This is a genomic window from Deltaproteobacteria bacterium (genome assembly GCA_011375175.1).
Taxonomy (GTDB): domain Bacteria; phylum Desulfobacterota; class GWC2-55-46; order GWC2-55-46; family DRME01; genus DRME01.
Map to the genome: position 1 here is coordinate 1 of DRME01000129.1, position 26,848 is coordinate 26,848.

Sequence of the window (26,848 nt, forward strand, 5' to 3'; positions counted from 1 at the left end):
CTTTTTGTAAAAAGGTTCCCTCAGACTCCCTCCAAAAACTTTTAATGCGACTTGGTTTCCCCCTGTTTTGCTTGGCAAAACAGGGGGAAACCAAGTCGTATTGAAAGTCTTTGAAGGGGGTCTGGGGGAAACTTTCTACAGAAAGTTTCCCCCAGGGTAATTAATCAGAGCTTCCCTAATTAGGTGTAAAAGTCAAGCACTCACCTGACAGTCCCGCCCCCTGGCGGGGTATCCGCTTAAGCCGTTTTCATTGGCATCTCCCCTCCTCCCACCGCCCGCGCGGCGGCCCCCCGGACGGTTCGGCCCGCGCCAGGCGGGTTTTTTTTACGCCTTTGCGGCCCTAACCGTCCGGGGGCCGCCGCGTCCACACGCGCCCATCGCCCATACGAATAAGGGGGGCCTCCGGCTCCTCGTGACCCTCCTCCAGAGAGTCTCCGCACCATCTCGTAATCGAGCTTGAAAAAAATCGCTTGACACTGTACCGAGGTACAGGGTGTATACTCTATGGCATGGAGAAGAGACTCACCATAGGGGAGACGGCCCGACGGGCCGGGGTCAACCTTCAGACCATCCGTTATTACGAGAGAAAGGGGCTCTTGTTGCCCGCCGGCAGGACGGCCTCGGGATACCGCCTCTATGACGAGGACGCATTGAAGAGGCTTCTCTTCATACGCCATGCAAAGGAACTCGGTTTCACTCTCGAGGAGATAAGGGGGCTCATGGAGCTTCGGGTCGGGTCGGGCACGGCGTGCGGGAAGGTGAGAGAGAGGGCCGGCGCCAAGCTCGCCTCGGTGGAGCGGAAGATCGAGGCGCTCAAGACGATTAGGCGGATACTCCGCGAGCTCATCGACGCCTGCGGCAAGCGCCGTCCCACCGAGGAGTGCCCCATCCTGAAGGCCATAGAAGAGCGCGACCTGAAGGCGGAGAAGGAGAAGAAAAGGTGAAGCGCAGACTGCTGTCCATAGGCGGCATGGCGACGGCGCTCCTTGCGTCGGCCTGCTGCCTGGGCCCCGCCCTCTTCCTGGCCTTCGGCATAACGGGCCTCGGATTCCTCTCCGGCCTGGAGCCGCTGAGACCCTATATGCTCGGCCTCACATTCGTCTTCGTGGCCGCCGCCTGGCACTACGCCTACGGCAAGGGCTCCGGCTGCGGTCCCGGCGGCTCGTGCGAGCCGCGCGCAAGGAGGATAAACCGCCTTCTGTTCTGGATACTCGCCGGTTTTGCGCTCTTCGGCCTCGCCTTCCCCTACGCGGCGGCGTGGCTTGTGAGCTGAGAAGAAAGGAGGTTACCGTCATGAAGACCCTCTCCATCGTGGCGGCGGCGCTGGTGCTCGCCCTCGTTACAGTGCAGGCGTCCGCCGCCGGCCGCCCGGAGACCGTCACGCTGAAGGTCGAGGGCATGAACTGCGGCCTCTGCGCCCCGGCCGTGAGAAAGGCGCTCTCCGGGGTGAAGGGCGTGAGGAGCGCCGAGGTGAGCTTCGAGAGCAAGGAGGCCCGCGTCGAGTACGACGCGGGAGAGACGACGGTGGACGAGCTTATAAGGGCCGTCGCCGGCGTGGGCTTCACGGCGAGCGTGGCCGGGGGAAGAGGAGACGGCGGGCGATGAGGCCGGAGGTGGTCCTTCTATACTTCGAGGGCTGTCCCAACGTGAAGGAAGCGAGGAAGAACATCGAAGAGGCCCTGCTGACCGCCGGAGTCGCGGCCCTGTGGAAGGAGGCGGACCTCCAGTCCCCCGCCACGCCGGAAGCCTGGCGCGGCTTTCCCTCGCCAACGGTCCTCGTGGAGGGCCGGGAGGTGGGGACCGGCAGGAAAGAGTGCCGGGGCACGCCGTCGTGCCGCATGGCGGGCGCGCCGTCGGCGGACAAGATCGTCGCGGCGCTGGAAGAGTACGGCGGGAGGGGACGGTGAGCAGGGGGATATGGAACTATGCCGGCAGCGTCGGCTCGCTGGCCGTCGGAAAGTTCTGTCCGGCCTGCTATCCCCTCGCGGCATGGGTTCTCACGGCCCTGGGGCTCGGCTTCATGGTCGAGACGGCGGTGATGAAGGCGGTGCTCCTCTTCTTCCTCGCCTTCGGGCTCCTTGGACTTCTGCGCTCGGGACGGACCCACGGCGACAAGCGTCCCCTCATTGTCGCCGTGCCGTCGGCTGCGCTGCTTTACGCCGGCAGGTATGTGAGGCCCGACGAAACGCTCCTGTACGCCGGGATCGCCGGGCTTGCAATCGCCGTGGTCATGGACATCAGGTCCGCAAGGGCCGCGCCCCCGTGCGCAGGCTGCGGGGAATCCGCCCCGCCCCCGCAGGGGGCAAAAACCCATAACGAAGAGGAGGTGAAGAAGATGACAGCCGCAAAGAGAAAGGTGGAGGTCTTTACCGCGGGATGTCCGCTCTGCGACGAGACGGTAAGGCTCGTCAGGGAGCTTGCCTGCGGCGACTGCGAGGTCACCGTCTACGACCTGAGCCAGGGGTGCCGGTCGGGAGAATGTCTCGACAGGGCCAGGGGCTACGGCATAACGCGGGTCCCGTCGGTCGTCGTGGACGGACGGCTCGCCGAGTGTTGTGCGGGCGGGGCCGTCACGGCCGAAGCCCTGAAGGCCGCGGGCGTAGGGGCGGCCCCTTAGGGAAGCTCTGATTAAACCCCTGGGGAACCTTTCTGCAGAAGGGCCACAGGCCCGAGGGCCTGTGGCCCACCTTCCCCCCTCGCCCCATCGTATGTTATTCGGATCTTCGGCTGTACCGGGGAGTTCGGCCCGCGCCAGGCGGGTTTTTTTTACGCCTTTGCGGCCCGAACTCCCCGGCACAGCCCCCCGAGGCAACCGCCGCGGCGCAAGGCCGGGCTCCCGTCTTCCTCACAGAGAGGAGGCGGGGATAGGCCGCGCAAAAACGGGCCGGGGCTTCGGGGCCTGGAGAGGGTCAGCCCCCTTCAGCCCCCCTTCAGCCCCCGCCTGCACCGGGCCTTACCTGCCTGGAGGCCAGCGCTTCGGCCTTCACCTTCCTTATCCTGTTCTCTTCCACGTCGACGACGGTGAAGCGGTGGTCCCTGTAGACGACGAACTCGCCGCCCCTGGGGATGCGCTGCAGGCGCGATAGCATGAAGCCCGCGAGGGTGTTGTAGTCATCGGACTCCTCGATCCGGAATCCGTAGTTTTCGAGCTCGCGCAGCGAGGCCGAGGCGTCGATGATGAGCGAGCCGTCCTTGAGCTTCTCGACGATACCGTTCTTGTTGGTCTCGTACTCGTCCTCGATCTCGCCCACTATCTCCTCGAGTATGTCCTCGATGGTGACAAGGCCGTCGACGTCGCCGTGCTCGTCGAGGACGATGGCCATGTGCACCTTGCGCCGCTGCATCTCCCGAAGCAGCCTGCTTATCATCACCGTGTTGGGGACGAAGTACGGCGGCCTCATGAGCTCGCTCAGTACTATGGGCTTTCCCGCCTCGAGGCGGCTGAAGACGTCCTTGTTGAAGAGCACGCCGACGATCTGCTCGAGCGTCTCCCTGTAGACGGGGTAGCGCGAGTAGCCCGTCTCGGCCATGAAGTGAAGGACCTGCTCCGGGGGCGTGCTCACCTCTATGCCCTTGAGCTTGGGCTTGGGGACCATTATCTCGCGCACCGTGGTGTCGGCGAACTCGAAGACGCCGTGGAGGAGGTCCGCCTCCGTCTCCTCGAGTATCCCCTTGTCCCGCCCCTCCTTTATGTAGTAGCGTATGTCCTCTTCGGTGATGAACATGTGCTTTTCGTCGCCCTTGACGCCGAGCAGCCTCACGACGAAGGATGTCGAGACGGTGAGTATCTTCACGGCCACGGAGGCCGCGGCCGTGAAGAGCTCGATGGGCCTGGCCGCGAAGCAGGCTATGCGTTCCGCATGTCGCAGGGCGATGGACTTGGGCACGAGCTCGCCGAGCACGAGCAGCGTATAGGAGATGACCACGACGACGACCCCCACCGAGATGAGCTCGGCCCACTGCTGCACGGGGGCGAACGGGAGGGAGAGCAGGAAGGGCTTGAGGTGCTCCGTGGCCACGACGCCGCCGACGACCGAGGCGAGCGTGCCCACCAGCGTAACGCCCACCTGGATGGTCGCAAGGAAGCGGTCGGGGGAGCTCTTCATCTGGGAGACGATCTTCGCCGAGCGGTTGCCTTCCTTGGAGAGCTTGTTTATTACGCTCCTCTTCGAGGATATGAAAGCTATCTCGGAGCCCGAGAAGAACCCGTTGAGGAGTATGAGAAGAAAGATTAGGGCGGCCTCGATCAATAGGCCGTCGGCAGACGACACGTCTTTACCTGTCTCCTCTGCTTGAAGAAAGTCCCCGTCCGGCGCAAGGCCCGTAACGGAGGTCTTGAGCGCGCCGTCCGGTCAATGGACATGGCGGACATGGCGCGAACTTCCCGTGGAAGGGCCCAAGCCCCCCGGTTCCGCCGGGGGAACAAGTCAGGGTCTTTCACATTATACCACAAGAAGGGGACGCGGACAACGGCGGCTTCTTTCGGCGTTCACGTCTTTCGGCGGTTGCGTCTTTCGACGTTCACGTCCGCCGACGTTCCCCTATCCGGGCGGTACCGCTCCCGCGCCAAGGCGCGATGCCCCGCAGGGCGCTACCGGCGGCTGAAGACCGCCGCCCCGGCGAAGACCGCCGCGTCGCCGAGCTCCTCTTCTATACGGAGGAGCTGGTTGTACTTGGCCGTGCGGTCGGTGCGCGACGCCGAGCCCGTCTTTATCTGGCCCGCGTTGACGGCGACGCTTATGTCCGCTATGGTGGCGTCCTCGGTCTCGCCGCTGCGGTGGGAGATGACGCTCGTGTATCCGGCGCACTTGGCCCTCTCTATGGCGTCGAGCGTCTCGGTGAGCGTGCCTATCTGGTTCACCTTTATGAGTATGGAGTTGGCCACCCCCTCGGCTATGCCCTTCTCGAGCCTCTTCACGCTGGTGACGAAGAGGTCGTCGCCCACGAGCTGGCACTTGCCGCCGAGCTTCCCGGTGAGAAGCTTCCAGCCCTCCCAGTCATCCTCGTCGACGCCGTCCTCGATGGAGACGATGGGGTAGTCGGCCGCCAGCTCGGCGAGGTAGTCGACCATCCCGGCGCTGGAGAGGGTCCTGCCCTCCATGGTGTAGGAGCCGTCGCCGAAGAGCTCGCTGGCGGCGCAGTCCAGGGCGAGGAAGACGTCGGAGCCGGCCTTGTAGCCGGCGGCCTCGACGGCCTCCAGGATGACGTCCAGGGCCTTGCGGTTGGAGTCGATCCGCGGGGCGAAGCCCCCCTCGTCGCCGACCGACGTGGCCATGCCCTTGTCCCTGAGGATCGACTTGAGGTGCTGGAAGACCTCAACGCCTGCGCGCAGGGCGTCGCGGAAGGTCGACGCCCCGGCGGGGACGACCATGAACTCCTGGATATCGAGACCGTTGTCCGCGTGGGCGCCGCCGTTTATGATGTTCATCATGGGCACGGGCAGCACCTTGGCGTTGGAGCCGCCTATGTACTTGTAGAGCGGCGTCATCGAGGCGTCGGCGGCGGCCTTCGCCACGGCGAGCGAGACCCCCAGCATGGCGTTGGCGCCGAGGTTCTTCTTGTTCTCGGTGCCGTCGAGCTCGATGAGCTTGCTGTCTATCCTGACCTGCTCCGTGGCGTCGCAACCGATGAGCGCGGGAGCTATCTTCTTCTCCACGTTCTCCACGGCCCTGAGCACGCCCTTGCCGAGATAGCGCTTCTTGTCGCCGTCACGCAGCTCCACGGCCTCGAAGCGCCCCGTCGAGGCCCCCGACGGCACGGCGGCCCTCCCTATGTAGCCGCCCTCGAGTATGACCTCCACCTCGATGGTGGGATTCCCCCTCGAATCGAGTATCTCCCTTGCAACGATCTCAACTATTGTAGTCATCGTACCTCCACTCTCACAAGTGACTTAACCGCTCGGCGACAAGGAAAGGACCGCCGCCGGGGCGCTCCCGGCGTCCCGCACGGACCCCGACACTGCCCCCCCGACGGGAACGCCGGTCTATTATACGGCCCGTCATGCCTTGAAGGCAAGGGAAAATCTCGGCGTCCGGGGGGAGCTTGCGGCTCTTCGCAGGCGGTCTACAGGGAGAGGGCCGAGAGGGTGACGGTGTCGGCGCCCTTGCGCTTCATCTGCGCCAGGGCCCGCTCCGAATCGCCCGGCTCGACGTCGACGCCGCGCACCGCGTCCGTCAGCAGCGTCACGTCAAATCCCCGCTCCAGGGCGTCGAGCACCGTCGCCTTGACGCAGTAGTCGGTGGCCAGTCCGCCCACGTAGAGGCGGTCCACCGAGAGATCGCGCAGTATGCGCTCAAAGGACCTGCCGTCCCCTCCCCTCGCCTGGAAGACCGAGTAGTCGTCGCTGTCGGGGTCGGAGCCCTTGGTGACGACCACCGCGTGGGCGGGGAGCCTGAGCCCCCGGTGGAAACGGGCGCCCTCGGTGCCCTCCACGCAGTGGGGCGGCCAGGGACCGCCGTCGGTGTTGAAGTGCCTCGTGCGCGGCGGATGGGCGTCGCGCGAGGCTATCACCGGCAGTCCGGCCGCGGTGAAGCGCTCGATATAGTCGTTGAGCACCTCCACCACCTCGTCGCCGCCCGGCACGGCCAGGGCCCCGCCGGGACAGAAGTCGTTCTGCACGTCCACTATCACAAGCGCAGCTCCCATGTGGCTCGTCTCTCCTTTCTTGCGTGGTGAGCAGAGGGCCAGGAAGGCTCTCCGGCCCCACGAGACGAGCATAGCCGGAAGGACGGATGAAGTCAAGGGCCGCGGCGGCGGTCGAAAGCGGTTGAAACGGCGGTCGTTTTGTTTTATCTTGATTGAACAAGAGTCTGAGAGGGAGGTTCCCGATGAAGTTTATGCGCAGGGTCTTCGTCGTTGCGGCCGTCATGGTCGCCGTCGTCGCGGCCCGCGGTGTCGCCGCGGAGCGCGACATACTGAAGACGACGCTTGAGAACGGACTTACGGTAATACTGGAGGAAGACCACTCGGCGCCCGTCGTGGCCATCCAGATGTGGGTGCGTGTGGGCGGGGCCGATGAAAGGGACGAGGAGGCGGGCATAGCCCACGTCTTCGAGCACATGCTCTTCAAGGGAACGGCCAGGCGCAAGGTCGGCGACATAGCAAAGGAGGTCGAGGCGGCCGGGGGCGCCATAAACGCCTACACCAGCTACGACAACACCGTATATCACCTCGTCGTGGCGAGCCGTTACTTCTCCACCGGCCTCGACATCATCAGCGACGCCATCCGGCACTCGGCCTTCGACCCCGTGGAACTCGAAAAGGAGCTCAAGGTGGTGCTCGAGGAGATCCGCATGAACGAGGACCGTCCCGAGCGCCGGCTCTACATGAGCGTGCTCCGCAACGCCTACACCAGGCACCCCTACGGCCGTCCCGTCATAGGCTCGCGCGAGACGGTGCTCTCCTTCACCCGCGCGCAGATACTCGAATTCTTCGCCCGATGGTACGTGCCGAACAACATGACGCTCGTCGTCGTCGGAGACTTCGACAAGGAAGCGGCCCTCGATGAGGTGAAGCGGGCCTTCGCCGACGCGCGGCCCGGTCCCGACCCCCACAGGCCCCGTCCCGAGGAGCCGGAGCAGCGGCTCGTCCGGGGAGAGGTGATAGCCGCGCCGGTGGCCGAGACGAGGCTTGCGCTGGCCTTCCACATCCCCGAGCTGAGCCACCCCGACACCTACGCCGTAGACGTGCTCTCCGGCGTGCTGGGCCAGGGCGCCACGTCGAGACTCTACCGCCGCCTCAAGATCAACGACGAGCTCGTCCACTCCATCTCCTCCTACGCCATGACGCCCAAGGAGCCGGGCCTCTTCTTCATCACGGCCTCGCTCGAGTCGAAGAACCTGGAGAGGACGATCTGGGCCGTAATCGAGGAGACGGAGCGGCTGGCGGCCGAGGGACCGTCGCCCGATGAGCTCGCCCGCGTGAAGCTCAACCTGGAGAGCGACTTCATATACTCGCGCGAGACGATGGAGGGCAAAGCAAGCCAGCTCGGCTACTACGAGACCATCTCGGGGGACCTGGCCTTCGAGCGCAGGTACATAGAGGGGATACGGGCGGTGACGGCCGACGACGTGAAGAAGGCGGCCGCCACGTACCTGGACGTCCAGAAGATGACGCTGTCGGCGCTCGTGCCCGATGCCGAGGCGGCGGACATAAGGCACGAACACCTGGTGGAGACGGCGAGGAGCGCCGCCTACGAGGCGCGCATGGCCTTCTCCGGGGAGGTCGAGGCCGACGAGATCAGGAAGATCACGCTCGAAAACGGCATAACGCTCATCGTAAAGGAGGTTCACACCAACCCGACCGTGGCCTTCTACCTCACCTTTCCCGGCGGCCTCCGCTTCGAAACGCCCGAGAACAACGGCATAAGCGCCTTCGCGGCGTCGATGCTCACCCGCGGCACGGCCACCTGGAGCCGCCGGGCCCTGGCCCGCGAGATCGAGAGCATGGCCGGGGGGCTCGGCGGCTTCTCGGGCCGGAACTCCATAGGCCTGTCGGGCAAGTTCCTCTCCCGCTTCTTCGACCGGGCCTTCGAGCTCGCCGCGGACATGGTGAAGAACGCCTCTTTCCCGGCCGACGAGGTCGAGAAGCTGAGGGCCGACATCCTGGCCGACATTAAGCGCCAGAAGGACTACCTGCCCGGCTACACCTTCAAGCTCCTCTACCGCGAGCTCTACAGGGAACACCCGTACGGCATGCCCCGCACGGGCGTGGAGGAGACGGTCTCGAAGATAACGCGCGACGAGCTCATCGCCTTCTACACGCGCCACTTCGTGCCCGAGAAGATGGTGATCTCCGTGGTGGGGGACGTGAACGCCTCGCACGTCATCGAGAAGGTGAAGGAGCTGTACGGCGGACTCGAACGCCGCGCCGTGGCCCTCAAGGAGCCGGCGCCGGAGAGACGGCCGATGGGCATACGGCGCACCGGCGAGATCAGGGAGGCGGCGCAGACAAACATCGGCATAGGCTTTCTGGGGACGACCATAAGGGACGACGACCGTTTCGCCCTCGAGGTGCTCACCGAGATACTGTCGAGCCAGGGCGGGCGCCTCTTCGTCGAGCTGCGCGACAAGCGCAGCCTCGCCTACTCGGTGAGCGCCTTCTCGCGTCCCGGCGTGGAGCCGGGGATGATAGGCGTGTACATAGGGTGCGCCCCCGAGAAGAAGGACGCCGCCATAGAAGGCATACTCGAGCAACTGCGGAAGGTGACGGCGGAAAAGGTATCGCCCGAAGAGCTGCGGCGGGCCAAGAGCGCGCTCATCGGCGCCTTCGAAGTTGGGCTTCAGGAGGTGTCGAGCCAGGCGTCGGAACTCGCCAACGACGAGCTCTTCGGCCTGGGCTACGACTTCTACAAGCGCTATCCCGCCAGGATCGAGGCCGTCACGGCCGACGACGTGCTGAGGGCGGCCAGGAAGTATCTCACGCTCGACGCCTACACCATCTCGGTCGTCGGGCCCAACGGCTACGGCGACGGTGAGGAGGAAGGGGAGAAGAAGCAGGAGGAGTCGAAGAAGACGCACAGGCTGTAAGGAGAGGGGCCGCCGGGCAAAGACGCGGGAGCGGGCCCGCCCGGCGCCCCTTCGTCCACCTGCACCCTCCTACTCGTAGCCGAACTCCCTCAGGGCCCTCACGTTGCGGGTCCAGTCCTTCGTGACCCGCACGAAGAGCCGCAGGAAGACCTTTGCGCCCAGCAGCCCCTCGAGCTCCCGCCTCGCGGCCGTGCCTATGCGCTTCAACATCTCGCCCTTCCTGCCGATGATTATCCCCTTCTGGGAATCGCGCTCCACGTTTATGACGGCCTCTATGGAGATGAGCCCCCGCTCCGGGTCCTCGCTGAACGACTCGGTCACGACGGCCACAGAATAGGGCACCTCCTGGTGGGTGAAGGCGAAGACCTTTTCGCGGACGATCTCGGCGGCGAGGAACCGCTCCGGCTGGTCCGTGGTCATATCCTCGGGGAAGTAACGGGGGCCCTCGGGAAGGAGCTCGACGAGGACCTCCACGAGCTCTTCGACGCCGTCGCCCTTGAGCGCCGAGACCGGGACGACCTCCCTGAAGGGAAAGAGCGCGCCGTAGCGCTCGATGAGGGGCAGCAGCGCCGGCTTCTCCACCCGGTCGATCTTGTTCGGCACGAGCACGACCGGGGGGCCGGCCTTCTTGAGCCGTCCGAGGATGAAGGCGTCGTCGTCGGTCACTGGCGCCGAGGCGTCGACCATGAATATCACTCCGTCAACGTCGGTCATGGCCGAGAGGGCCTCCCTGACCATGAAGACGTTGAGCGTGCCGCTGCGACGGTGGATGCCGGGGGTGTCTACGAAGATTATCTGGGCGTGGGGCAGGTGCTTCACACCCCTTATCCTGTTGCGCGTGGTCTGGGCCTTGGCCGAGACTATCGTTATCTTCTCGCCGATTACGGCGTTGAGAAGGGTCGACTTGCCCACGTTGGGACGGCCTATTATGGATATGAAGCCGGAACGGAAGGACATGGCCCGTAGCTTACCACCATGCAGGGGGAGGAGTCAAAGAGAGCGCGGGGGAAAGGACGGCGCTCACCCCACCTCGTTGTACTCCCTCACCCTGAAGCCCACGCCGAGCTCGTCTTCGGCCACCCTGCGGCAGGCCTCGATGTCGAGGCCCGGGACGGCCACCACGGTGGCCACCACCTTGGCCACGTGCTTCCTCGCCTCCCGGAGAAACCAGAGGATGGCCGGAAAGGCCCGGTCGCCGAAGGGAGTCCTCACGAGCCGCTGGTAGGTCTTCGAGTCCGGGGCGTTCATGCTCACCGAGATGGTGTCGACGAAGGCGAGCTCCTTCAGGACGTTGCGGCCGTGGACGAGGTTTGCAAGGCCGTCGGTGTCGATGCGTATGCGGCAGCCCATCTTCCTGAGCGTCCTGCCGAGCTTCTTCACAAGCTCCATGCGGATGAGCGGCTCGCCGTAGCCGCAGAAGACGATCTCGTCGTAACGCTGCGCCGGGTCGGGGCCTATGGCGCCGAGAAGTTCCTCGTAAGTGGGCTCGCGCCGGAGCCGCAGGTAGTGGCCCTTGACCGTGTAGGAGCGGAATTTGGCGCAGAAGGTGCAGTAGTTGGTGCAGCGGTTGGTGATGTTGAGGTACAGCGAGTTGCGTATGGCGTAGGCGATGCGGGCCTCCTGCTCGGCCCCCCGCCCGCCCCGCCCGCCCATTGCAAAGAGGGTGCGGGCGTTGAGCGCAGTGACGCGGGCCACGTCGTCCGGGCTCAGTCCCTTTATGCGGGCCAGGGCCCGCACCGTCTCCACCACGTAGGCTGGCTCGTTGCGCCTGCCGCGGTGCGGCGCGGGCGCGAGATAAGGGCAGTCGGTCTCGACGAGCATGCGCTCCACCGGCACCGACGCCGCCGTCTCGCGCAGCTCCACGGCCCCGGGAAAGGTGACGACACCGGAGAAGGAGAGGTGAAAACCCATCTCCATGGCGGCCTCGGCAAGCCTGACGCCGCCGCTGAAGCAGTGCATCACGCCGCCGACCTCGGCGGCCCCCTCCTCTTCCATGACGGAGAGCGTATCGTCGTCGGCCTCGCGCGAGTGTATCACCAGGGGAAGCCCGAGCTTGCGGGCAAGCCTTATGTGACGGCCGAAGATGCGGCGCTGCGCCTGGCGCGGCGAGTTGTCGTAATGGTAGTCGAGTCCCGTCTCTCCGACGGCCGCGAACCTTTCCCCTTCGCCGGCGAGCCTCTCGATGAGCTCGAAGGGCTCGTCGCCGTCCGCCTCCCCGGCGTCGTGGGGGTGGACGCCGAGAGCGCCGAATATGCGCCTGTCGCCCGCCACGATCTCCGGCACGGGACCGAAACCCCGGCCGGGCGACCAGCAGCCCACGGTAAGGATCGCCTCGATCCCCGCTTCCCAGGCCCGCTCCAGCACGGCGGCCCGGTCGCCGTCGAAGCGGGGGTCGTCGAGGTGGGCGTGGGTGTCTATGATCCCTTCCTTCAAGTCCATGTGAAACAGCCTCTTAACCGGCGCGCACGGGAGCGCGCTGGCGGCTGCCCGGAGGTCGGGCCGCAAAGGCGTAACAACCCCGCCTGGCGCGGCCCGACTCCGGGCAGCCGCCGCAGTGTAGCCAGCGTATGGGGGCGCCGCAGGGGCCGCTTCAGCGGCTGCCGGTGCGGGCTCCGTCCCTGGAGCCGGGCCCCTCGAAGACCTCGAACTTTGTGGCCGTCCAGATGCCGCCGGGTTTCACGAGCCGCTCCAGGTGGATGCGGATATCGCTGTCGTTGGCCCTTGCGGCCACGACGGCGCGCTTGTCGCCTTCCTCGACGACCGAGCAGTCCGAGGTCTTGACGTTGACGCCGTACTGGATGAGGGCCGCGTGGGCCACGTCGACGGCGCTGCCCCTCCAGGTCTGCCCGCCGTTGTCGAAGGCCGCCTGAAGGCGCCTCTCCTCCTCCATGTCGTACATGATGGCCACTTCCCTGGCCTTGACCTGCCCGGCCTTGCCGCCGGGACCGGTCCCGTCCCCCCCGCCGCCGTCGCAGCCTGCGGCCATGACGGCGACGAGGAGGAAAAGGACGAAAAGCCTGCTCATACGCACCGGATGCCCCCTTCGTTCTCGGTTGTCCCTACTTCCCACCGGAGCCCACCCTCGGAAAGAGCGGCGCTCCCTTCACCACGACCGCCCCTTCGCAGCCGCCGCCCCAGCGGAGCTCGTCGTCAAACAGACCGGGCGCCGCGGTCAGGCCGAGCTGGCGGCGCATGCGCGTCGACGCTCCGGGCATGAAGGGAGCTACACAGACCGAGACGATGCGCAGCCCCTCGGCGAGCACGGCCAGCACGTTCCGCAGCACCTCCTCGTCGCGCTCCCTCCACGGCGCCGCCCGGTCTACGTAAGCGTTCATTCGGCGCACCACGTCCCACAGCGCCGAGAGGGCCTCGTTGAAGGCAAGGCGCTCCATGGCCGCGTCGAGCCGGCCCGCGAGCCCGGCGAACGCCGCCTTGAGCTCCGCCTCGGCCTCCCGGTCCCTGGAGGCCGCCAGGGCGGGCACGACGCCGCCGGTGTACTTCGCCACCATCGTCACCGTGCGGCTCAGCAGGTTGCCGAGGTCGTTTGCAAGGTCGCCGTTTATGCGGCCCTCCAGGGCCGCCGTCGAAAAGTCGCCGTCCATGCCGAAGGGCACCTCGCGCAGGAGGAAGTAACGGAAGGCGTCGGCGCCGTAGTCCTCTATCACCTCGCAGGGGTCAACGACGTTGCCGAGGGACTTGCTCATCTTCCGGCCCTCGACGGTCCACCAGCCGTGGGCGAAGATGCGGCGCGGAAGCTCCAGGCCGGCGGACATGAGAAAGGCCGGCCAGTAGACGGCGTGGAAACGCAGGATGTCCTTGCCTATGATGTGCACGTCGGCCGGCCACCACCGGGGCTTGTCGGGATAGCCGGCGGCGGTGAGATAGTTGGTGAGGGCGTCGAACCAGACGTACATTACGTGGCGCTCGTCGCCGGGAACGGGCACGCCCCAGGAAAAGCCGGTGCGGCTTATGCTGAGGTCCCGAAGCCCGCCCTTGAGAAAACTCACGATTTCGTTGCGCCTGTATTCGGGCTCGATAAAGGAGGGGTTCTCCTCGATGTGGCGCAGCAGGGGCTCGGTGTAGCGCGAGAGCCTGAAGAAGTAGCTCGGCTCGCGCAGCTTCTCCACCGGCCTCAGACAGTCGGGGCACCGGCCCTCACGAAGCTGGGACTCGGTGAGAAAGCTCTCGCAGGGGGTGCAGTACCAGTCCTCGTACTCGCCGAGATAGATGTCGCCCCTTGCCGCCACGGTCTCCCATATGCGGACCACGGCCCGCCTGTGACGCTCCTCGGTGGTGCGAATGAAGTCGTCGTTCGATATGTCGAGCTTGCTCCACAGCTCCTTGAAGCGGCTCACCACGCTGTCGGCCAGCTCGCCTGGGCTCATGCCGGCGGCCTCGGCCGCCTTCTCGACCTTCCGGCCGTGCTCGTCCGTTCCGGTGAGCATGAGCACATCGCAGCCCTTGAGCCTCTTGTAGCGCGCCAAGGCGTCGGCCGCGACGGTCGTGTAGGCGTGACCTATGTGGGGCACGTCGTTGACGTAGTAGATGGGTGTGGTGACGTAGAACCTCTTGCTCATCCTCTCTCAGTCCTCTTTCCCGCTCCGCCGCGGGAGCCGCTCTGTCCGCCGCAGCGGCCCGCCTGCCTGCCGCATCCCCTGCCCTTGCCCTGGCGCCCCTTGGCCTTCTTGTACATGGCGTGTTCGAAGCCGAGGCAGCACATGAGCCTTCCGCACACTCCCGATATCTTGGCCGGGTTGAGCGCCATGTTCTGCTCCTTGGCCATCTTCACCGTCACCGGCTCGAAGTCGTCGAGAAAGGTGGAACAGCAGAGCTCGAGCCCGCAGGGACCGATGCCGCCGAGCATCTTCGACTCGTCGCGCACCCCTATCTGACGCATCTCGATCCTTATGTGCAGGTTCGAGGCCAGGTCCCTCACAAGCTCCCTGAAATCGACCCTCGACTCGGAGGTGAAGTAGAATATGGCCTTGCTCGAATCGAAGAGGTATTCGACGCGGGTGAGCTTCATGGGGAGGCCGTAGCGCTCTATCTTCTTCTGGCAGAGCCTGAAGGCCTCGACCTCGCGCTCCCTTATGAAATCGAGCCTCTCGATATCGACGCTGTCGGCCTTGCGTATGACCTTCTTGAGGGGCCGCTTTATCTTCCGGCCGTCCTTTTCGACCGGCTCCCTCACAATGGTGGCGAAGCCCATCCCCCTGTCGACCTCGACGATAACCCTGTCGCCCCGTTCCAGCTCGATGCCGTTGGCGTCGAACTCGTATATCCTGCAGGCCTTCTTGAACCTTACGCCCACGACTTTTACCATTAAGATACCTTCCTCCGCTGAATCTAACGGCCCGCAAGCCTCATGAGCATGGTCTCCACGGCGAGCTGCCTGTTGCCGTAACGCGGCGGCCTCACGGCCCTGAGTGCTTCCTCCACGGCGTCGTAGGCGTCGAGGAGCCGCGCCGTCGGCCCCCTGGGCGGAGCAAGGCCGCCGGAGTGCGGCGCGAGCCCCTCAGCGGCGAACCCCTCAGCGGCGAGCACGCCGTCGCGGTACCAGCCCTTGAGCATCTCGAGCGCGGCCTCGAGGGACTCGTCCTTTGCAAGCCTCTCGGCGAGCGAAAGGAGCTCGGGCCATCGGCGGCCATCGAGCTCCGACACCGCATCGATTACGGCCTTTCGCTTCTCGTGGAGCCTGGCGTCGGCGAACTCGAGCGCCCTGGCCACACTTCCGCACCCAAGCCTTGCAAGCTCCACGGCCTCCTCTTCGCCGACCTCCTTGATTTCCCTCACCACGCCGGCGAGTACCTCGACGGGGAGAGGGCCGAAGTTCACGCGCTGGCAGCGCGACAGCACGGTGGGCAGCATGTGGGCGCCGTGGGCGGCAACGAGCACTATCACCGACCCGGCCGGCGGTTCCTCCAGTGTCTTGAGAAAGGCGTTGGCCGCCTCGGCCGTCATCTTCTCGGCGCCGTCGACTATGGCCACCGTCCTTCCCGCCTCGGCGCGGTATTTGAGCCCCTCGGCCACGGCGCGGACCCTGTCTATCTTGAGGACGCCCTTCTCCGGCGCGGTCTCGACGAGGTTGACCGGCGTGCCTCCGTCAAAGGCGTCGCACGAGGGACAGCGGCCGCAGGGCCCGCCGTCCATGGCGTGCGGACAGTTGAGGGCCTGGGCGAAGGCCAGGGCCGCAAGGCGCTTGCCGACGCCCTCGGGACCGGAGAAGAGATAGGCGCTGGCAACGCGACCGCCGGCAACGGCCCGCCTCAGAAGGCCCATCTCCCTGTCATGTCCCTTTATTACGTCGAATAGCGAGGCCATAGGTCGCGGGCCCGCGGAGCCCCCTCTCTCTCATCCCGCGGGGGAAGCGTTCTGCAAATGGCTCCCCCCCGTCAATCAATCAGGACTTCCTTACGATTATAACACCAAAGTGTCGATTATTGCACGTATTTCATCGAAGACCACATCCTGCGGCCCCGTCCCGTCCACGACCCTGATCCTTTTCGTGTCGCTACGGGCCAGCGCAAGGTAGCCGTCGCGCACCCGGCGGTGGAAGTCGAGGTCTTCGCCCTCAAGACGATCCTCGGCCGCGCCGGCCTCCCTGTTCCGGCTCCGCGCCCGGGAAAGTCCCACCTCCGGCGGACAGTCGATGAGCACCGTCACGTCCGGGACGATGCCCGCCGAGGCGACGCGGTTCACGCACTCGACGGTTCTCGCATCGAGACCGCGTCCGTAACACTGGTACGCCAGCGTCGAGTCGACAAAGCGGTCGCATATGACGACACTCTCCGAGGCGAGGGCCGGCCTTATGACCTCCTCGACGAGCTGGGCCCTGGCGGCCTCGTAGAGGAAGAGCTCGGCCCAGGGGACCGGACTCCCCCTACCCGGCCGCAGCAACAGGGAGCGGACCTTCTCCCCAAGGTCGGTCCCGCCCGGCTCGCGCAGCGCGACCACCGACCGGCCGCGCCCCTGCAGGAGGTCCGCCAGACGGGCGGCCTGTGTCGTCTTGCCGCACCCCTCGACACCTTCAAGCGTTATGAAAAGACCCAAGCGCCCCTCCCCGACTCAATGTTTCAAGGTACAACAAAAACAGGGGCATTGGCAAGGTAAATGTCGATAAGGCAGACGGGCAGAGAGGGGGAGGGGCGGGGCTCTACGAGCCCCTTGAGGCGAAGAGGGAGGCCGTCTTCTCGACGGTCCTGCCGCCGAAGTAGAAGACGATGACGGTCTGCATTATCTCCTTGTGGATATCCGAAAGGTCGAGGACCTGGTAGCCGAGATAGGGGGCGAGGACGGTCCAGCAGAAGATGGCGAGCGTGAGGAGCGACCACAGGGGCCTGTGGAGCGCGGCGAGCGCCCTGGTCCACGGCGGCGCGCCGCCCACGTCGGCTCTTGCCAGCTCCCGGGCCGAGGCCCTCTCCGAGAGGGCCGCCCTGTATTCCTCCATGGCCAGGCGTCCGGCCTCGAGCTTGAGTCTTTCCTTGGCCTCTTCGCTCAGCGACTTCGGCAGGTACTTGTCGACGAGCCCGCCCACCACCTTTCCGACGGTGCTCTGAATGAGATCACCTATTATGGGTGTGGTCATCTTCGCCCTCCTCCATAGCCTCCATCGCCTCCTCGAAGCTCACGTACCCGCCGCCGAGCCTGCCCCAGCGCCTCTTCTCGCCGCGCACGTCGAGATGGAACCCCGGCGAGTTCCAGTGGGGGTATATGCCCAGGCCCACGCGGTCTGTGACCTGGAGCCCGTCGAGGGCGTCGACCATGAGCGCCACCTGGTCCCCGTAGGAGAGGGTGGTCTCGACGTGGAAGTCCGCGGCGTTGCCGCTGTAGTGCTGGGAGCGCGGCGCGTGGCCCGACGTTGCAAAGCCAGCGTGGACGATGAAGCGCGCCGACGCATCCACGGCCCGGAACTCACGGCGCAGGGCGGCGAGAAGGAGCAGGAGAAGGCCGTTCATGCGGTCCGGCTCGCCCCACTTCTCGCCGGGGGAAAAACCTTCGGCGTAGGTCCATATACTCATGGCAGCCGTCCTCCTTATCACCTTATGGCGAGGTGATTCATTACGTAGGTGTAGATGTCTTTCAGTATCCAGACGACAAGCGCTCCGAATATCCAGAGTATGGCCCTGACGGCGTTCTTCCTCGTCTGCAAGAGCCCCCTCACGGCGACGATCTCCTCTTCGGTCAGGCATTGACAGGGGGGATCGCGTTCGTCGAGGCGCGATTCCACGATGTCGGCCACCCGCTCGGCGAGTTCCTCCATCTTCTCCGAGACCAGGGCCGCAATCTCTTTCAGCTCACTATCGGGCACGAGGGTTCTCCTTCACTGGTCCGAGAAGTACGAGGCCGTCGTGAAGTCCAGGTGCTGGGCCGCCGCGTCGTTTGTCAGGTAGGCGGCCTTGTGGGCCCAGCTCAGGTTGGCCGCCGTGGAAGTCTGGTCGTTTGTCAGTTGCAGGTAGAGGTCCACGAGCCGCCCCTTGTCGCCGGCCGAGGGCGTTATGTCGAGCGTTATGTCCACATAGGAGGTCGAGCTCGTCTGCTTCGCCGGTCCCACCGTCGAGCCGATGCGGAGCCTCGCAAAGGCGGGCCAGTTGGCGTCGGCCGTCTTGAGCCTGATGAGGGCGTAGAGCCGTCCCACGCCGTCGGGGATGAATATCCTCGCCGCCTTGGTGTCGATCCAGTTGCTCCACGCCTCGTTGATGGAGACCTCGGGAAAGTAGATACTGACGGGACCGCCGTTGAGCTTGGCGTTGGTGACTATACCGTCGGCGATGGTGGCTACGAGTTTGCTGTTGGCGCCGTCGTGGTCGTGGTCCTTTGCCGCCGTGTAGGAGTCGCCGAGCCACTCTTCGAGATGGATGAGGTTCTGACGAATGGCCTCCATCAGCGTCGTATCGAGCGGGCTGTCGGCGTCGGTCTGCGACGCGCTTATGGTGTTCCACGGATATGTCGGTGCGGCCATCTCTTCCTCCCTTCACCAGATATGGTAACCCTCTTCGCCGCCGACCTTGTTGGCGCCGTCGCCTATGTAGCCGTACTCGCGCTGCGCCGCCGAGGCCGAAGGGTAGTCGGGCTGCCCCGCCGGGGCGATGAAGCCGTAACGGCGGTACATCCTCGTCTGCACGGCCTTGACCGAGAGGCGCGACGAGGCCACGTCGTGCTCGACAGAGGTGAGCATGATCCTCTCCCTCGTCCATCGTGGCCTGCCCCTGTCGGCCGCCTCGTCGCTCGTGAGGTCCACCACGTCGGTGGGCTTGCGCATGGCCGACGTATCGGCCGATGCGTTGATGTCGATGTCGAAGGCGACGATGGAGACGGGGTCGCGGTAGCGGCTGAGGATCTTTCCGGCGAGCGAGGCGGCGAAGGTGTCGCCGCCGAGACTCGTTACGGTGACGGTCTCGCTCGCCGTCGAGGCCGGCAGGGCGGACGTATCGACGACGACCCGCACGTACTTCGTCTTGTCGGTGTCGAAGACCTGGTAGCGCCCGTCCTTGCCGACCGCCACGGATTCGCCGACCGTGCCGCCCGGGGCGGTCCACTGAAGACTGTTGTTCCGCGCCCTGCACTCCCAGGTGACCGTGCCGTCGGCGACGGTCTTGCCCACCGTGGCGGGCCACGAGGGCTCGGAGGAGCCGGAGGTCCCGGCGGCCACGCACTCGTAGAAGTAGTCGCCTCCGGCCGTGGGAATGCGCCTGTCGCCGACGCCGTAGCCCGTCGAAGCCGCCCAGGCGGCGGTCACCCTGTTGTACGTGAGCGTGCCGTCTCCGGCGCCGTTGGCCCCGGAGACGTGATAGATGGTCACTCCCGTCAGGACCTGCGGCTGCGTCCAGGTCCACGTCCTTATCCACTTGCTCTTTATGACCTTCGTCTTCGTCTCGTCCCACTCGCCGGGCCCCTGCGAGGCCGCGTCGGCGGCTATGTAGACCGACTCGAAGGCCGACTCGCCGTCGCCTCCCGACTCGTCGTAGTCGTAGTAGACGACCACGCGGTTGCAGAGGTCGCGGTAACCGCTCTCCTGGGCGAGGCTTCCCGCTATGAGTGGGTAGTCGTCGGTCCACTCCTCTATCGTCTGGCCCGGAAGCGGAGGGGCCAGGACCTTGAAGGTTATCTTCTCGCCGTCGTGGACAAGAAAGCTGCCCGTCTCCACCTGCAGCTCGTTCAAGTATGCGTCGGCCCGGCGCGGCTCGGTGAGAACACGGTTGAAGACCCAGCCCGAAAGCCAGGTGTCGCGCTCCGAGGTGAAGGCCGCCGTGTCGATGTAGGCGGACGCGACACCGAGTCTCGAGGTGAGGATGTCCGCCATTATGTCCACCGGATTCATGGCGCGGTAGTCGATGTACTGGGTCTTGGCCGTATTCTCCACCGGTATGGGGAGCGAGGCGTCGACGAGGTCGTCGGCCACGGTCACTGTGAGCTCATCGCCCTTTCTCGACCAGTCCACGATCTTGCCCGTGAAGGTCGTCCTGTAGTCGAGGTAGGTGAAGCCCGGCGCCACGAAGCCGTCGCGGCGGACGACGCGCCTGTTCTTGAGATACTGCTCCTCCACCAGCGCCCTGAAGTTCTCCCGCCCCGTGAGGACGAAGGTCATGTTTCCCCGCGTCGAGACGCCGCGCGAGGTGTCGAGCCTGTTGGAGAGCGAAGAGACCTTCTTGAGCACGGGCGCCACGTCGGCGAACCCGCCGTCATGATAGCCGAACTTTCTGAGTCCCCCGTCGAGCGCCACCTCGATTATCACGTTCGGTCTGTTCGAGTTCTTCTTCAGTTCGTCCACATACGCCATGGCAACCCCCCTAACGAGGACCCGGCAGAGGTAGGCCCCGAGCCTCCACATCCAGAGTCCCTCTCCGCTGTGCTTGTAGTAGTCCACGGCGAAGGCGAGCGCCGTGGAGAGCGTCTCGCTCGTCGTGCACCGGTCCCCGACCCAGACCTTTTCGCCTATGGGCTGGCTCGTCGCCTCCCGCGCATGAAGCGGAAGCCACTGGGGCGACATGGCCACGGGCTTCACCGTGCCCACGCTGCCCGTGAAGTAGCCGTAGAGCTCTTCGAAGGCCGCCATGTCGGCGGCCGTGGCCTGGAGCTGGTGGTTGACCGCCCCGCCTGCGCGGCCCGTTATGAGCATGCCCAGGGCCTTGCCGACCTCGGCGTTGTGGAAGCCGTAGGTGTAGTCGGCCTTGTAGCTCCCGTCGGCGCCCTTGCGGTTGGTCACCAGGTCGTCGAGAAGGCGGCGGTGCCAGAGCAGGGCCTTCTGGTCGCCGTCGCGCCAGTACTTGTATATGCAGGCCTGCACTATGAGCGCGTGGAGGTCGGGGCTGAAGTAGTCGTAGCTGTACGAGCCGCTATCCTTGACAAAGGTCGTGGGCGGGAGGTAACCCCTGGGATCGCCGGGATAGAGCGGGTCCCCGATTATGCGCCCGTCGAGCCAGGCCATCCAGTTGTCGAGCACCGCCTTGGCCGTGGCGTCGCCCGACAGGTAGTAATAGTGGGCGAGCTGGGAGAGTGCCCTGTACTGGAAGCCCGCCCAGTGGGTGTTCGTGTCCGGGCCGTTCCAGGTCCACGTGTTGGGCGTGTCGTAGTCGGCGTTCTCGGCCAGTCCCCTGGTGTGCACGGGCATGAAGGGACCCTTGGCCGCCGAGTAGCGCGAGGCGTACTCGTCCTGTGAGGACCGGAGGAAGGCCGCCATGCGGGAGGCGACGTCGGCGTGCCCCATGCGGTAATAGGCGGCCGGCACCTGGTATCCCGCGTAGCTGGGGCCGCGCCAGTTCATCGCCCCCGTCTCGTTCCACTGGTAGCTGAAGTAGGGCAGCCCCGGAAAGTCGTCGGCAGGCGTTATGTCGAAGCCCACGTCGTCGAAGAGCGCCTCGAAGGAGCCGCCCCTGGGAAGATCGAACTGGCAGTAGTAGACCGTCGAGGGCGCAAGGGTCCGGGCCGGGCCGAAACGTATGTCTGCTATGCGGCACGAACCCTTCGCCGGCGACGTGGTCACCTGGAAGAAGACCTTCCTTACGGGGTGTGCCGGAGTCCCGTTGAACTCGGACCATGCCGCCGTAACACGCCCGCCTGCTCCGACGGCCTTGTCGCAGTAGTGCTGCGTCGAGTTCGCGTCCTCGACGAAGACCCGCAGCGTCGTGGCCTGGGCCGCGTCGACGAAGAAGTTGACGTCCGCCTCCGACGAAGAATCGACGCCGGAGGGAACGTCCACGCCGGCTCCGACGTAGGCGCCCGTGCCGAGGTCCCAGGAAAGCTCCATCCCGTAGTAATGGATGAAGTCCGACTCGTAGAGCCTGCCGTAGCGCTCGGCGAGACTTATGGAAGAGCCCGTGTCGGCGTAGCTCCACCACGACTCGGGGCGGATGTTGCCCGAGTAGACGACGTTTGCGAGGCTGTGGAAGTCGCCTATGGGCACCTTGCGCCTTATGGCCGAGTCCGACTCGTCGGCGAAGCCGTAGCGGTAGACGTGATTGGGGTCCTGGCTCGTCGCCGGGTCGGTGTTGAGCACGGCGTTGTAGCGGCCCAGCGAGCCCGTGCCCGTGAAGGTGAACTCGAAGTCCGGCGAGGCCGACAGGTCGAAGCGCTCCGACCTCCCCCAGTAGGCGTAGCCCGACGCGCTCACCGTGGCCTTGACCGAGAGGACGCGGTTGGAGCGGTCCCCGGGGTCTGAGACGGTGTCGAAGAAGTCTATGGACGAGGTCGAATCGGCTCCGCTGTAGAGGCCCGAGGCCCGCCGGTCCGAGAGCCGGTAGTCGAAGTCGTCGATGAAGCTCTTCGAGTGCGCGCCGGTGTCGAACTCCCGCAGGCTCGACATGATGGTCGAGGCGAACTCCTTCCATATGGGCGCGCCCGTGGCGCTCCACGCCTCCATGCAGGCGACGACGAACCATTGCTCGGCGTCGACGGCGGCGGCGAACTTCCCCTCCCTGGAGCTCGAGGCGACCTCGAAGGGAAAGGGGCCGCCGTAGGCCCTGAACCAGCACGGATAGGCCCCGACGCAGGTGAGCGGGGCAAGGCGCTGTCCCGTGGAGTGGTAGTAGAAGACCTGCACCCTCGTCCCCTCGGCAAGCGGCGGCGAGAGGCTTATGACCGTGTCCGAAGGGTTGTTGACGAAGGAGGCGAAGTAGTCGGTCGCCTGAGAGTCCGGCTGCGCCCAGTAGCCGTTCCACTCGAACGTCACGGTGTCGAGCCAGACGCCGCGCACATGGCGCACCCGGCCGCCGCCCTCGGCCGCGCCTATGGTGACCTTCCCCGAGGCGTCGACCGTGTAGACGGCCCCGTCCACGGAGCCGCGAAAGGCGCGCTCCATCTCCGTTCCGCCCAGAACGTCCACGAGCCAGTGGGTGAGTCCCATCGGTATGACCGCCAGCGTGGTGGCCACGGCTACTCCTTGCGTCCCCGAAGCGTGATGGTGATATCCCTGTAGAGCCCGCCCCCCGTGAAGGGATTGTCGTAGCGAGGCTCCGGCCTCATGAGATAGATGTCGTCGGGGTTGTTGGCCGTCTCCCACCCTACGAAGAGGTTCTTCAGGTACTGCCCCGAACTCTCCCACCAGGAGTCTATCTTCGAGTAGAGCGAGGGGTCGGCGCCGGAAAAGCGCAGCGTCATGATCCGCTCGGCGTACATGGTGTGCACGCCCGTGACGTAACCGCCGTAGCTTCTGTTCACCTTCGCCCTCACCTCCTGGCGGTTGGGGTCGAACGACGCAGTGGCGTAGTCGAGCTCCGTGGCCGTGCCCCAGATGCACACCGAGAGATAGGGGGCCGTCGCCGTAAGCCCCGATATGACGAGGCGCCAGTACCTGTACGCGCCCGGCGATGCGAACTCCCTCAGTATCGCCTTGTCCGACGCAGGGGCGAAGGCCGCAAAGGCGTCGTTTATGTCGGAGACGAAGTTGTCGGTCGAGTACTGGAGGACTATCGACGCGCCCGCCGAGTAGAGGTTGTGGCCGGCGACGGCAAGGTAGTCGGCCGGCGCGGCGTTGCCCGCCCCGGCGTCGTAGGTTATGTACTGCGTCGACGCCATGGAGTCGTCCTCGGCGAGCCAGCGGTTCGTCTCGAGCATGTTGTGGATGTAATCGACGTGGTAGTCGCCGCCCGATTCGGTGGATGTGGCCGACAGCGTGGAGCCCGGGGAACCGAGCATGGTGTCGTAGAAGAATTTTATCTTCGCCCAGGTAGCCATGTTCAGATGACCTTGATCGATATGTTCCTGTCGGCCGCACGACGGATCGCCGGCACTATGTTGTCCTCCACGATGCGGTCCCAGTCCTCGCTGCCGAGGGGGTTGGTGATGTGTATCGTGATGTTCTGCGTCGGCTGCTGCTGCGCTGACGTAGCAGCCGGTACCGAGTAGACTGGCTGCGGCGTAGTGCCGGCCCCGGCCGAACCGCCGCCGTAGCCGGGCTGGGCCTTGCCGGCGGCCGAGACGGCGGACCCGCCCATCTTCGTCTCTTTTATCTGACGCACCCGCGCCAAACCGGCCGCGATGGCCGACGCCGCGGCGGCCGCGGCGAGCGCAGGCCCCACGAAGGGTATGCCCGCAAGGGCCGCGTAGGCGCCCTGGGCCGCGCGGTAGGTGTTTATCACCGTCTCGGCCACGGCCAGGGCCTTGCCGGCCTCGAACATGGCGCGATGTCGCTTGCCGGTGGCCACGTAGAGGTTCTGCATGAAGTTGGCCATCTGGGCCGCGCCGGCGGCCGCCATGTCGAGCCTCAGACGCTGCTGGGCCGCCTGGTACTGTGTTATGAGGTCTTCCCTGCGCCGGTGTTTCTCCAGCGCCGCGGCGTCGGCCCTCTCGATTATCCGCAGTTCCCGCTCCTTGAAGAGCCGCAGCGCCTCGAGCCTCGCCTCGTAACGGACGACGGCCTTTGTCAGGGGATCGGGCTTGACGTCAGCCGCAAGGGTCACAGACCCAAGGGTCACAGACCCAAGGCCCCCGGACAAAGCTCCGGTCGAACGCAGCGGCCTCCTCCCGCGCGCTCCCGTCCCCTTTCGTCGCGCCGCCTCCAATCCCCTCGCCGCCGCCTCGAGTCTTCCGGCAAGGGTTACGAGCAGGCGCATGAGCTCCGCTTGGGCCTTCATGCTCACCGGTATCTTCCTGTCACCGCTCATCGCCAACAGCACCCCTCGCTTTCTCGCTCCCGTAAATCTCCAGGGCCTCGACAAGCCAGAACGGCTGGTCGCCGACGCCTCCCGCAAGGAGCAAAGCGCCGGTCGCCTCCATGACAAAAACCATCCTCATGAGATCGCAGGTCTCGGGCGTAATGTAACTCAACGGACACTCGTAAAGGCGCAGTCCACCCATGGAAAAGACCTTGGAGGCGCCGCATCGCTCGAGCTCCTCCGCCACCACGGCGCTGTAGCGCCCTACGCAGCGGGCCTCGTCGCTCAGGCCGAGTCTGTTTCCACAGTTGCGCTTTCTCCTGTCGTCTTCTCCGCACCGCCCGCACTGGAAGGGGCTTTCGCCGCGGCCCGCGAGGAGGGCCCAGCGAAAACCCACGGTCAGTTTTTTCGCTGGCCCTCGCTGAGTCTCGCCTGCGACTCCATGGCCGCCACGATCTCGAGCACAAGCTCCGTGTCGGCCGTGTCGTAGAACTCGGCCGGGTCCGTCACCTCCCGCCCGCCGATGTAGTAACCGCTCACCTGCTCGACGTTCTCGACGAACTGTCTGCGCTGCACGGCCTGCCCGGCCTCGGCGGCCTTCAGGGGATCGGAGACACCGCCGGTCCTCGCCGCCAGGATGCGCGAGTAGTGCTGGACCCTCGAATAGGGCACGAACCGCAGCCTCACCACGCAGGGCTCGTCGGAATCGCGGTTTCCCCCGTACTCGGGGACGTATTCGATGATCGTGTCCGGGTCGAAAGATATGATCGCCATCTCTCACCTCTCATACGGCCGCGGCCGTGTTCTTGAGCAACACCCCCACGAGGTACTTCGTCGTCTCGTTGTACAGTCCCTCGTAGGAGAGCGTTATCATGGGGTCCTTGTCGAGGTTGTAGTCCGGTTTGCCTCCCGTGCGGACAACCCGCGGCACGTCGATGTAGAGGTGGTGGTTGTGGCCCGTGCCGGCCTGGGTGCCCGTGTCCCAGTCGAGAAGGAAGTTCGTCTCGCCCGTCGAGGCGACCCAGTTGTTGAACTCGTCGGCCGACGAAAAGCCCGAGGCCGGGTCCTCCCAGTCGATGGTGAGCTCCAGGGAGACCTTGAACCTGCCGAGCCTCGTCCTGTCCGGGTAGTCGAGCCCCGAAAGGCGCAACGCGTCCTCCATGCCGTTCTCGACCTTCACGGTCACCTTGTCGGGCTTGAGCCGTGTGGCCGAGGCCATGGAGAAGTCCGTGTAGTCCGGCGCCGTGCCGCCGCGGGTTATGGTGCCGGTGTAGACCTTGAGGTTGTTGTAGTCGCATCTGAGGTTCTCGGCGGCGAAGACGGGGCTTCCGATCTCGGCCGTCACCGTGTCGCGGTACTGGCCGAAGAGCTCGGCCGTGAGCTTGAGCGGAGCCCCCACTTCCTGCTCGAAGGTGAGGGCCGAGACGCGCCCGCCCACGAAGGGCCAGTTCTTCATGGCCGTCCCCTCGTTTATGTTGACGTTGAGGGTGAGCGCCTTCGCGCCGAGGTTGGAGGCGTCGAAGGGATTGTGGACGGGATAGAACATGTGGTGGTACTGGCCCGTCGTCCCGTTCTGGCCGGAGCTCGCCTTGCCGAAGAAGTGCTTCAGGATCGTCCCCACCATGCCCTTCGTCGAGCCCGCCTCGGTGAAGAAGGGCGTTTCGATGGAGCCGCTCCACTTGCGGCTCATGCGCGATACCGCCCGCTCGCCGAGCGCCGCGGCCTCGCCGCGGTACTCCTCGCGGCGGCGCTCCTCGAACTCCATATCGGGGATCGGCGGCGTGAGCACGGGGATGAACCCCACGGTCGTCGACTCCTTCACTCCGCGCGCCGCCTCCTCACCGACGGCGAGGTATAACCTGTTCTCCGCCATCTCCAGCTACCTCCTTCTCTCCATGAGCGGGACGCCTTCTCAACGGGCGGCCTCAGGTCGACTCCCTGTAACGGAGCCGTACCGAGGCGCTCACCGTCGCGAGCTCTCCGCGCACGGCCACCCGTCCCTCGTCAACGTCGACGAGGCTTACGGGCTTGTCGGCGGCGAGAGCGCCGCTGTTCAGATTGTTCACCGTCAGAGCCTCTCTGATGTCGTGTATCCATCTCTGGAGCGAACCCACGAGTTCGCGGCGGTGACCGCGCAAAAAGACCTTCACTTCGAAGAGCACCTCCACGTACGTCGGTCTCAGGCCGTAACTGCGCTCGAAGTTCTCGCCCCGGTACTCGACGACACCCGCC

Annotated in this window: 25 protein-coding genes and 1 pseudogene; 6 read left to right on the forward strand and 20 right to left on the reverse strand. The window is 65.6% G+C overall.

Annotated features, from left to right (window positions below):
• Positions 1–509 precede the first annotated feature (509 nt).
• From ENJ37_10220 to ENJ37_10240, 5 genes are read left to right on the forward strand one after another with little or no spacing between them, the layout of a single operon-like run.
• The gene (locus ENJ37_10220) at positions 510–944 is read left to right on the forward strand and encodes a heavy metal-responsive transcriptional regulator (GenBank protein HHL40870.1); all 435 of its coding nucleotides are present in this window, start codon (positions 510–512) and stop codon (positions 942–944) included.
• Positions 941–1,273 (forward strand): mercuric transport protein, encoded by a 333-nt coding sequence (locus tag ENJ37_10225; GenBank protein ID HHL40871.1) that lies wholly within the window; start codon positions 941–943, stop codon positions 1,271–1,273. The genes ENJ37_10220 and ENJ37_10225 overlap by 4 nt, the downstream gene beginning before the upstream one ends.
• A gap of 20 nt (positions 1,274–1,293) precedes the next feature.
• Positions 1,294–1,605, forward strand: a complete 312-nt coding sequence (locus tag ENJ37_10230; GenBank protein ID HHL40872.1) for a copper chaperone — start codon at positions 1,294–1,296, stop codon at positions 1,603–1,605.
• Entirely contained in the window at positions 1,602–1,907 is a 306-nt protein-coding gene (locus ENJ37_10235; protein ID HHL40873.1) for a hypothetical protein, read from the forward strand. Before ENJ37_10230 ends, ENJ37_10235 begins: the two co-directional genes overlap by 4 nt.
• Positions 1,904–2,617, forward strand: coding sequence for a MerC family mercury resistance protein (locus ENJ37_10240; GenBank protein HHL40874.1), 714 nt, complete (start codon positions 1,904–1,906; stop codon positions 2,615–2,617). Before ENJ37_10235 ends, ENJ37_10240 begins: the two co-directional genes overlap by 4 nt.
• A gap of 313 nt (positions 2,618–2,930) precedes the next feature.
• On the opposite strand, the gene ENJ37_10245 is transcribed toward ENJ37_10240, so the two are convergent.
• From ENJ37_10245 to pncA, 3 genes are all read right to left on the reverse strand, one after another.
• Entirely contained in the window at positions 2,931–4,271 is a 1,341-nt protein-coding gene (locus ENJ37_10245) for an HlyC/CorC family transporter (GenBank protein HHL40875.1), read from the reverse strand.
• 320 nt (positions 4,272–4,591) lie between these two features.
• The gene (locus ENJ37_10250) at positions 4,592–5,866 is read right to left on the reverse strand and encodes a phosphopyruvate hydratase (protein ID HHL40876.1); all 1,275 of its coding nucleotides are present in this window, start codon (positions 5,864–5,866) and stop codon (positions 4,592–4,594) included.
• 197 nt (positions 5,867–6,063) lie between these two features.
• A complete protein-coding gene (gene pncA / locus ENJ37_10255) occupies positions 6,064–6,645 on the reverse strand; it encodes a bifunctional nicotinamidase/pyrazinamidase (protein ID HHL40877.1) in 582 nt (193 codons plus the stop codon).
• Between the two features lie 182 nt (positions 6,646–6,827).
• Here pncA and ENJ37_10260 point away from each other — a divergent pair, with 182 nt between their 5' ends.
• Positions 6,828–9,527: an insulinase family protein gene (locus ENJ37_10260; GenBank protein HHL40878.1), complete on the forward strand. Its 2,700-nt coding sequence runs from the start codon at positions 6,828–6,830 to the stop codon at positions 9,525–9,527.
• Positions 9,528–9,596: 69 nt separating this feature from the next.
• Here ENJ37_10260 and ENJ37_10265 read toward each other — a convergent pair whose 3' ends face one another.
• From ENJ37_10265 to ENJ37_10345, 17 genes and pseudogenes are all read right to left on the reverse strand, one after another.
• On the reverse strand, positions 9,597–10,484 hold the full coding sequence (locus ENJ37_10265; GenBank protein HHL40879.1) for a GTPase Era: 888 nt from the start codon (positions 10,482–10,484) through the stop codon (positions 9,597–9,599).
• 63 nt (positions 10,485–10,547) lie between these two features.
• Entirely contained in the window at positions 10,548–11,966 is a 1,419-nt protein-coding gene (locus ENJ37_10270) for a YchF/TatD family DNA exonuclease (GenBank protein ID HHL40880.1), read from the reverse strand.
• Positions 11,967–12,462: 496 nt separating this feature from the next.
• Positions 12,463–12,597: pseudogene (locus tag ENJ37_10275) on the reverse strand (sporulation protein YjcZ).
• Complete coding sequence (gene metG, locus ENJ37_10280) at positions 12,587–14,104, reverse strand: methionine--tRNA ligase (protein ID HHL40881.1); 1,518 nt, start codon at positions 14,102–14,104, stop codon at positions 12,587–12,589. Before metG ends, ENJ37_10275 begins: the two are co-directional and overlap by 11 nt.
• Positions 14,101–14,850 (reverse strand): hypothetical protein, encoded by a 750-nt coding sequence (locus ENJ37_10285; GenBank protein HHL40882.1) that lies wholly within the window; start codon positions 14,848–14,850, stop codon positions 14,101–14,103. The genes metG and ENJ37_10285 overlap by 4 nt, the downstream gene beginning before the upstream one ends.
• Before the next feature lie 23 nt (positions 14,851–14,873).
• Positions 14,874–15,848, reverse strand: a complete 975-nt coding sequence (locus ENJ37_10290) for a DNA polymerase III subunit delta' (protein ID HHL40883.1) — start codon at positions 15,846–15,848, stop codon at positions 14,874–14,876.
• Positions 15,849–15,944: 96 nt separating this feature from the next.
• Entirely contained in the window at positions 15,945–16,577 is a 633-nt protein-coding gene (gene tmk / locus ENJ37_10295) for a dTMP kinase (GenBank protein HHL40884.1), read from the reverse strand.
• Between the two features lie 103 nt (positions 16,578–16,680).
• Positions 16,681–17,112: a hypothetical protein gene (locus tag ENJ37_10300; protein ID HHL40885.1), complete on the reverse strand. Its 432-nt coding sequence runs from the start codon at positions 17,110–17,112 to the stop codon at positions 16,681–16,683.
• A complete protein-coding gene (locus tag ENJ37_10305) occupies positions 17,090–17,545 on the reverse strand; it encodes a hypothetical protein (GenBank protein ID HHL40886.1) in 456 nt (151 codons plus the stop codon). Before ENJ37_10305 ends, ENJ37_10300 begins: the two co-directional genes overlap by 23 nt.
• 17 nt (positions 17,546–17,562) lie before the next feature.
• The gene (locus ENJ37_10310) at positions 17,563–17,835 is read right to left on the reverse strand and encodes a hypothetical protein (protein ID HHL40887.1); all 273 of its coding nucleotides are present in this window, start codon (positions 17,833–17,835) and stop codon (positions 17,563–17,565) included.
• A gap of 12 nt (positions 17,836–17,847) precedes the next feature.
• Positions 17,848–18,486, reverse strand: coding sequence for a hypothetical protein (locus ENJ37_10315; protein HHL40888.1), 639 nt, complete (start codon positions 18,484–18,486; stop codon positions 17,848–17,850).
• Positions 18,487–18,498: 12 nt separating this feature from the next.
• Complete coding sequence (locus ENJ37_10320; GenBank protein ID HHL40889.1) at positions 18,499–22,893, reverse strand: hypothetical protein; 4,395 nt, start codon at positions 22,891–22,893, stop codon at positions 18,499–18,501.
• A gap of 2 nt (positions 22,894–22,895) precedes the next feature.
• On the reverse strand, positions 22,896–23,696 hold the full coding sequence (locus ENJ37_10325) for a hypothetical protein (protein ID HHL40890.1): 801 nt from the start codon (positions 23,694–23,696) through the stop codon (positions 22,896–22,898).
• 2 nt (positions 23,697–23,698) lie between these two features.
• Positions 23,699–24,625, reverse strand: a complete 927-nt coding sequence (locus ENJ37_10330; GenBank protein ID HHL40891.1) for a hypothetical protein — start codon at positions 24,623–24,625, stop codon at positions 23,699–23,701.
• Positions 24,615–25,013: a hypothetical protein gene (locus ENJ37_10335; protein ID HHL40892.1), complete on the reverse strand. Its 399-nt coding sequence runs from the start codon at positions 25,011–25,013 to the stop codon at positions 24,615–24,617. Before ENJ37_10335 ends, ENJ37_10330 begins: the two co-directional genes overlap by 11 nt.
• 2 nt (positions 25,014–25,015) lie before the next feature.
• A complete protein-coding gene (locus ENJ37_10340) occupies positions 25,016–25,390 on the reverse strand; it encodes a hypothetical protein (GenBank protein ID HHL40893.1) in 375 nt (124 codons plus the stop codon).
• A gap of 10 nt (positions 25,391–25,400) precedes the next feature.
• On the reverse strand, positions 25,401–26,489 hold the full coding sequence (locus ENJ37_10345; protein ID HHL40894.1) for a hypothetical protein: 1,089 nt from the start codon (positions 26,487–26,489) through the stop codon (positions 25,401–25,403).
• Positions 26,490–26,848: the final 359 nt, after the last annotated feature.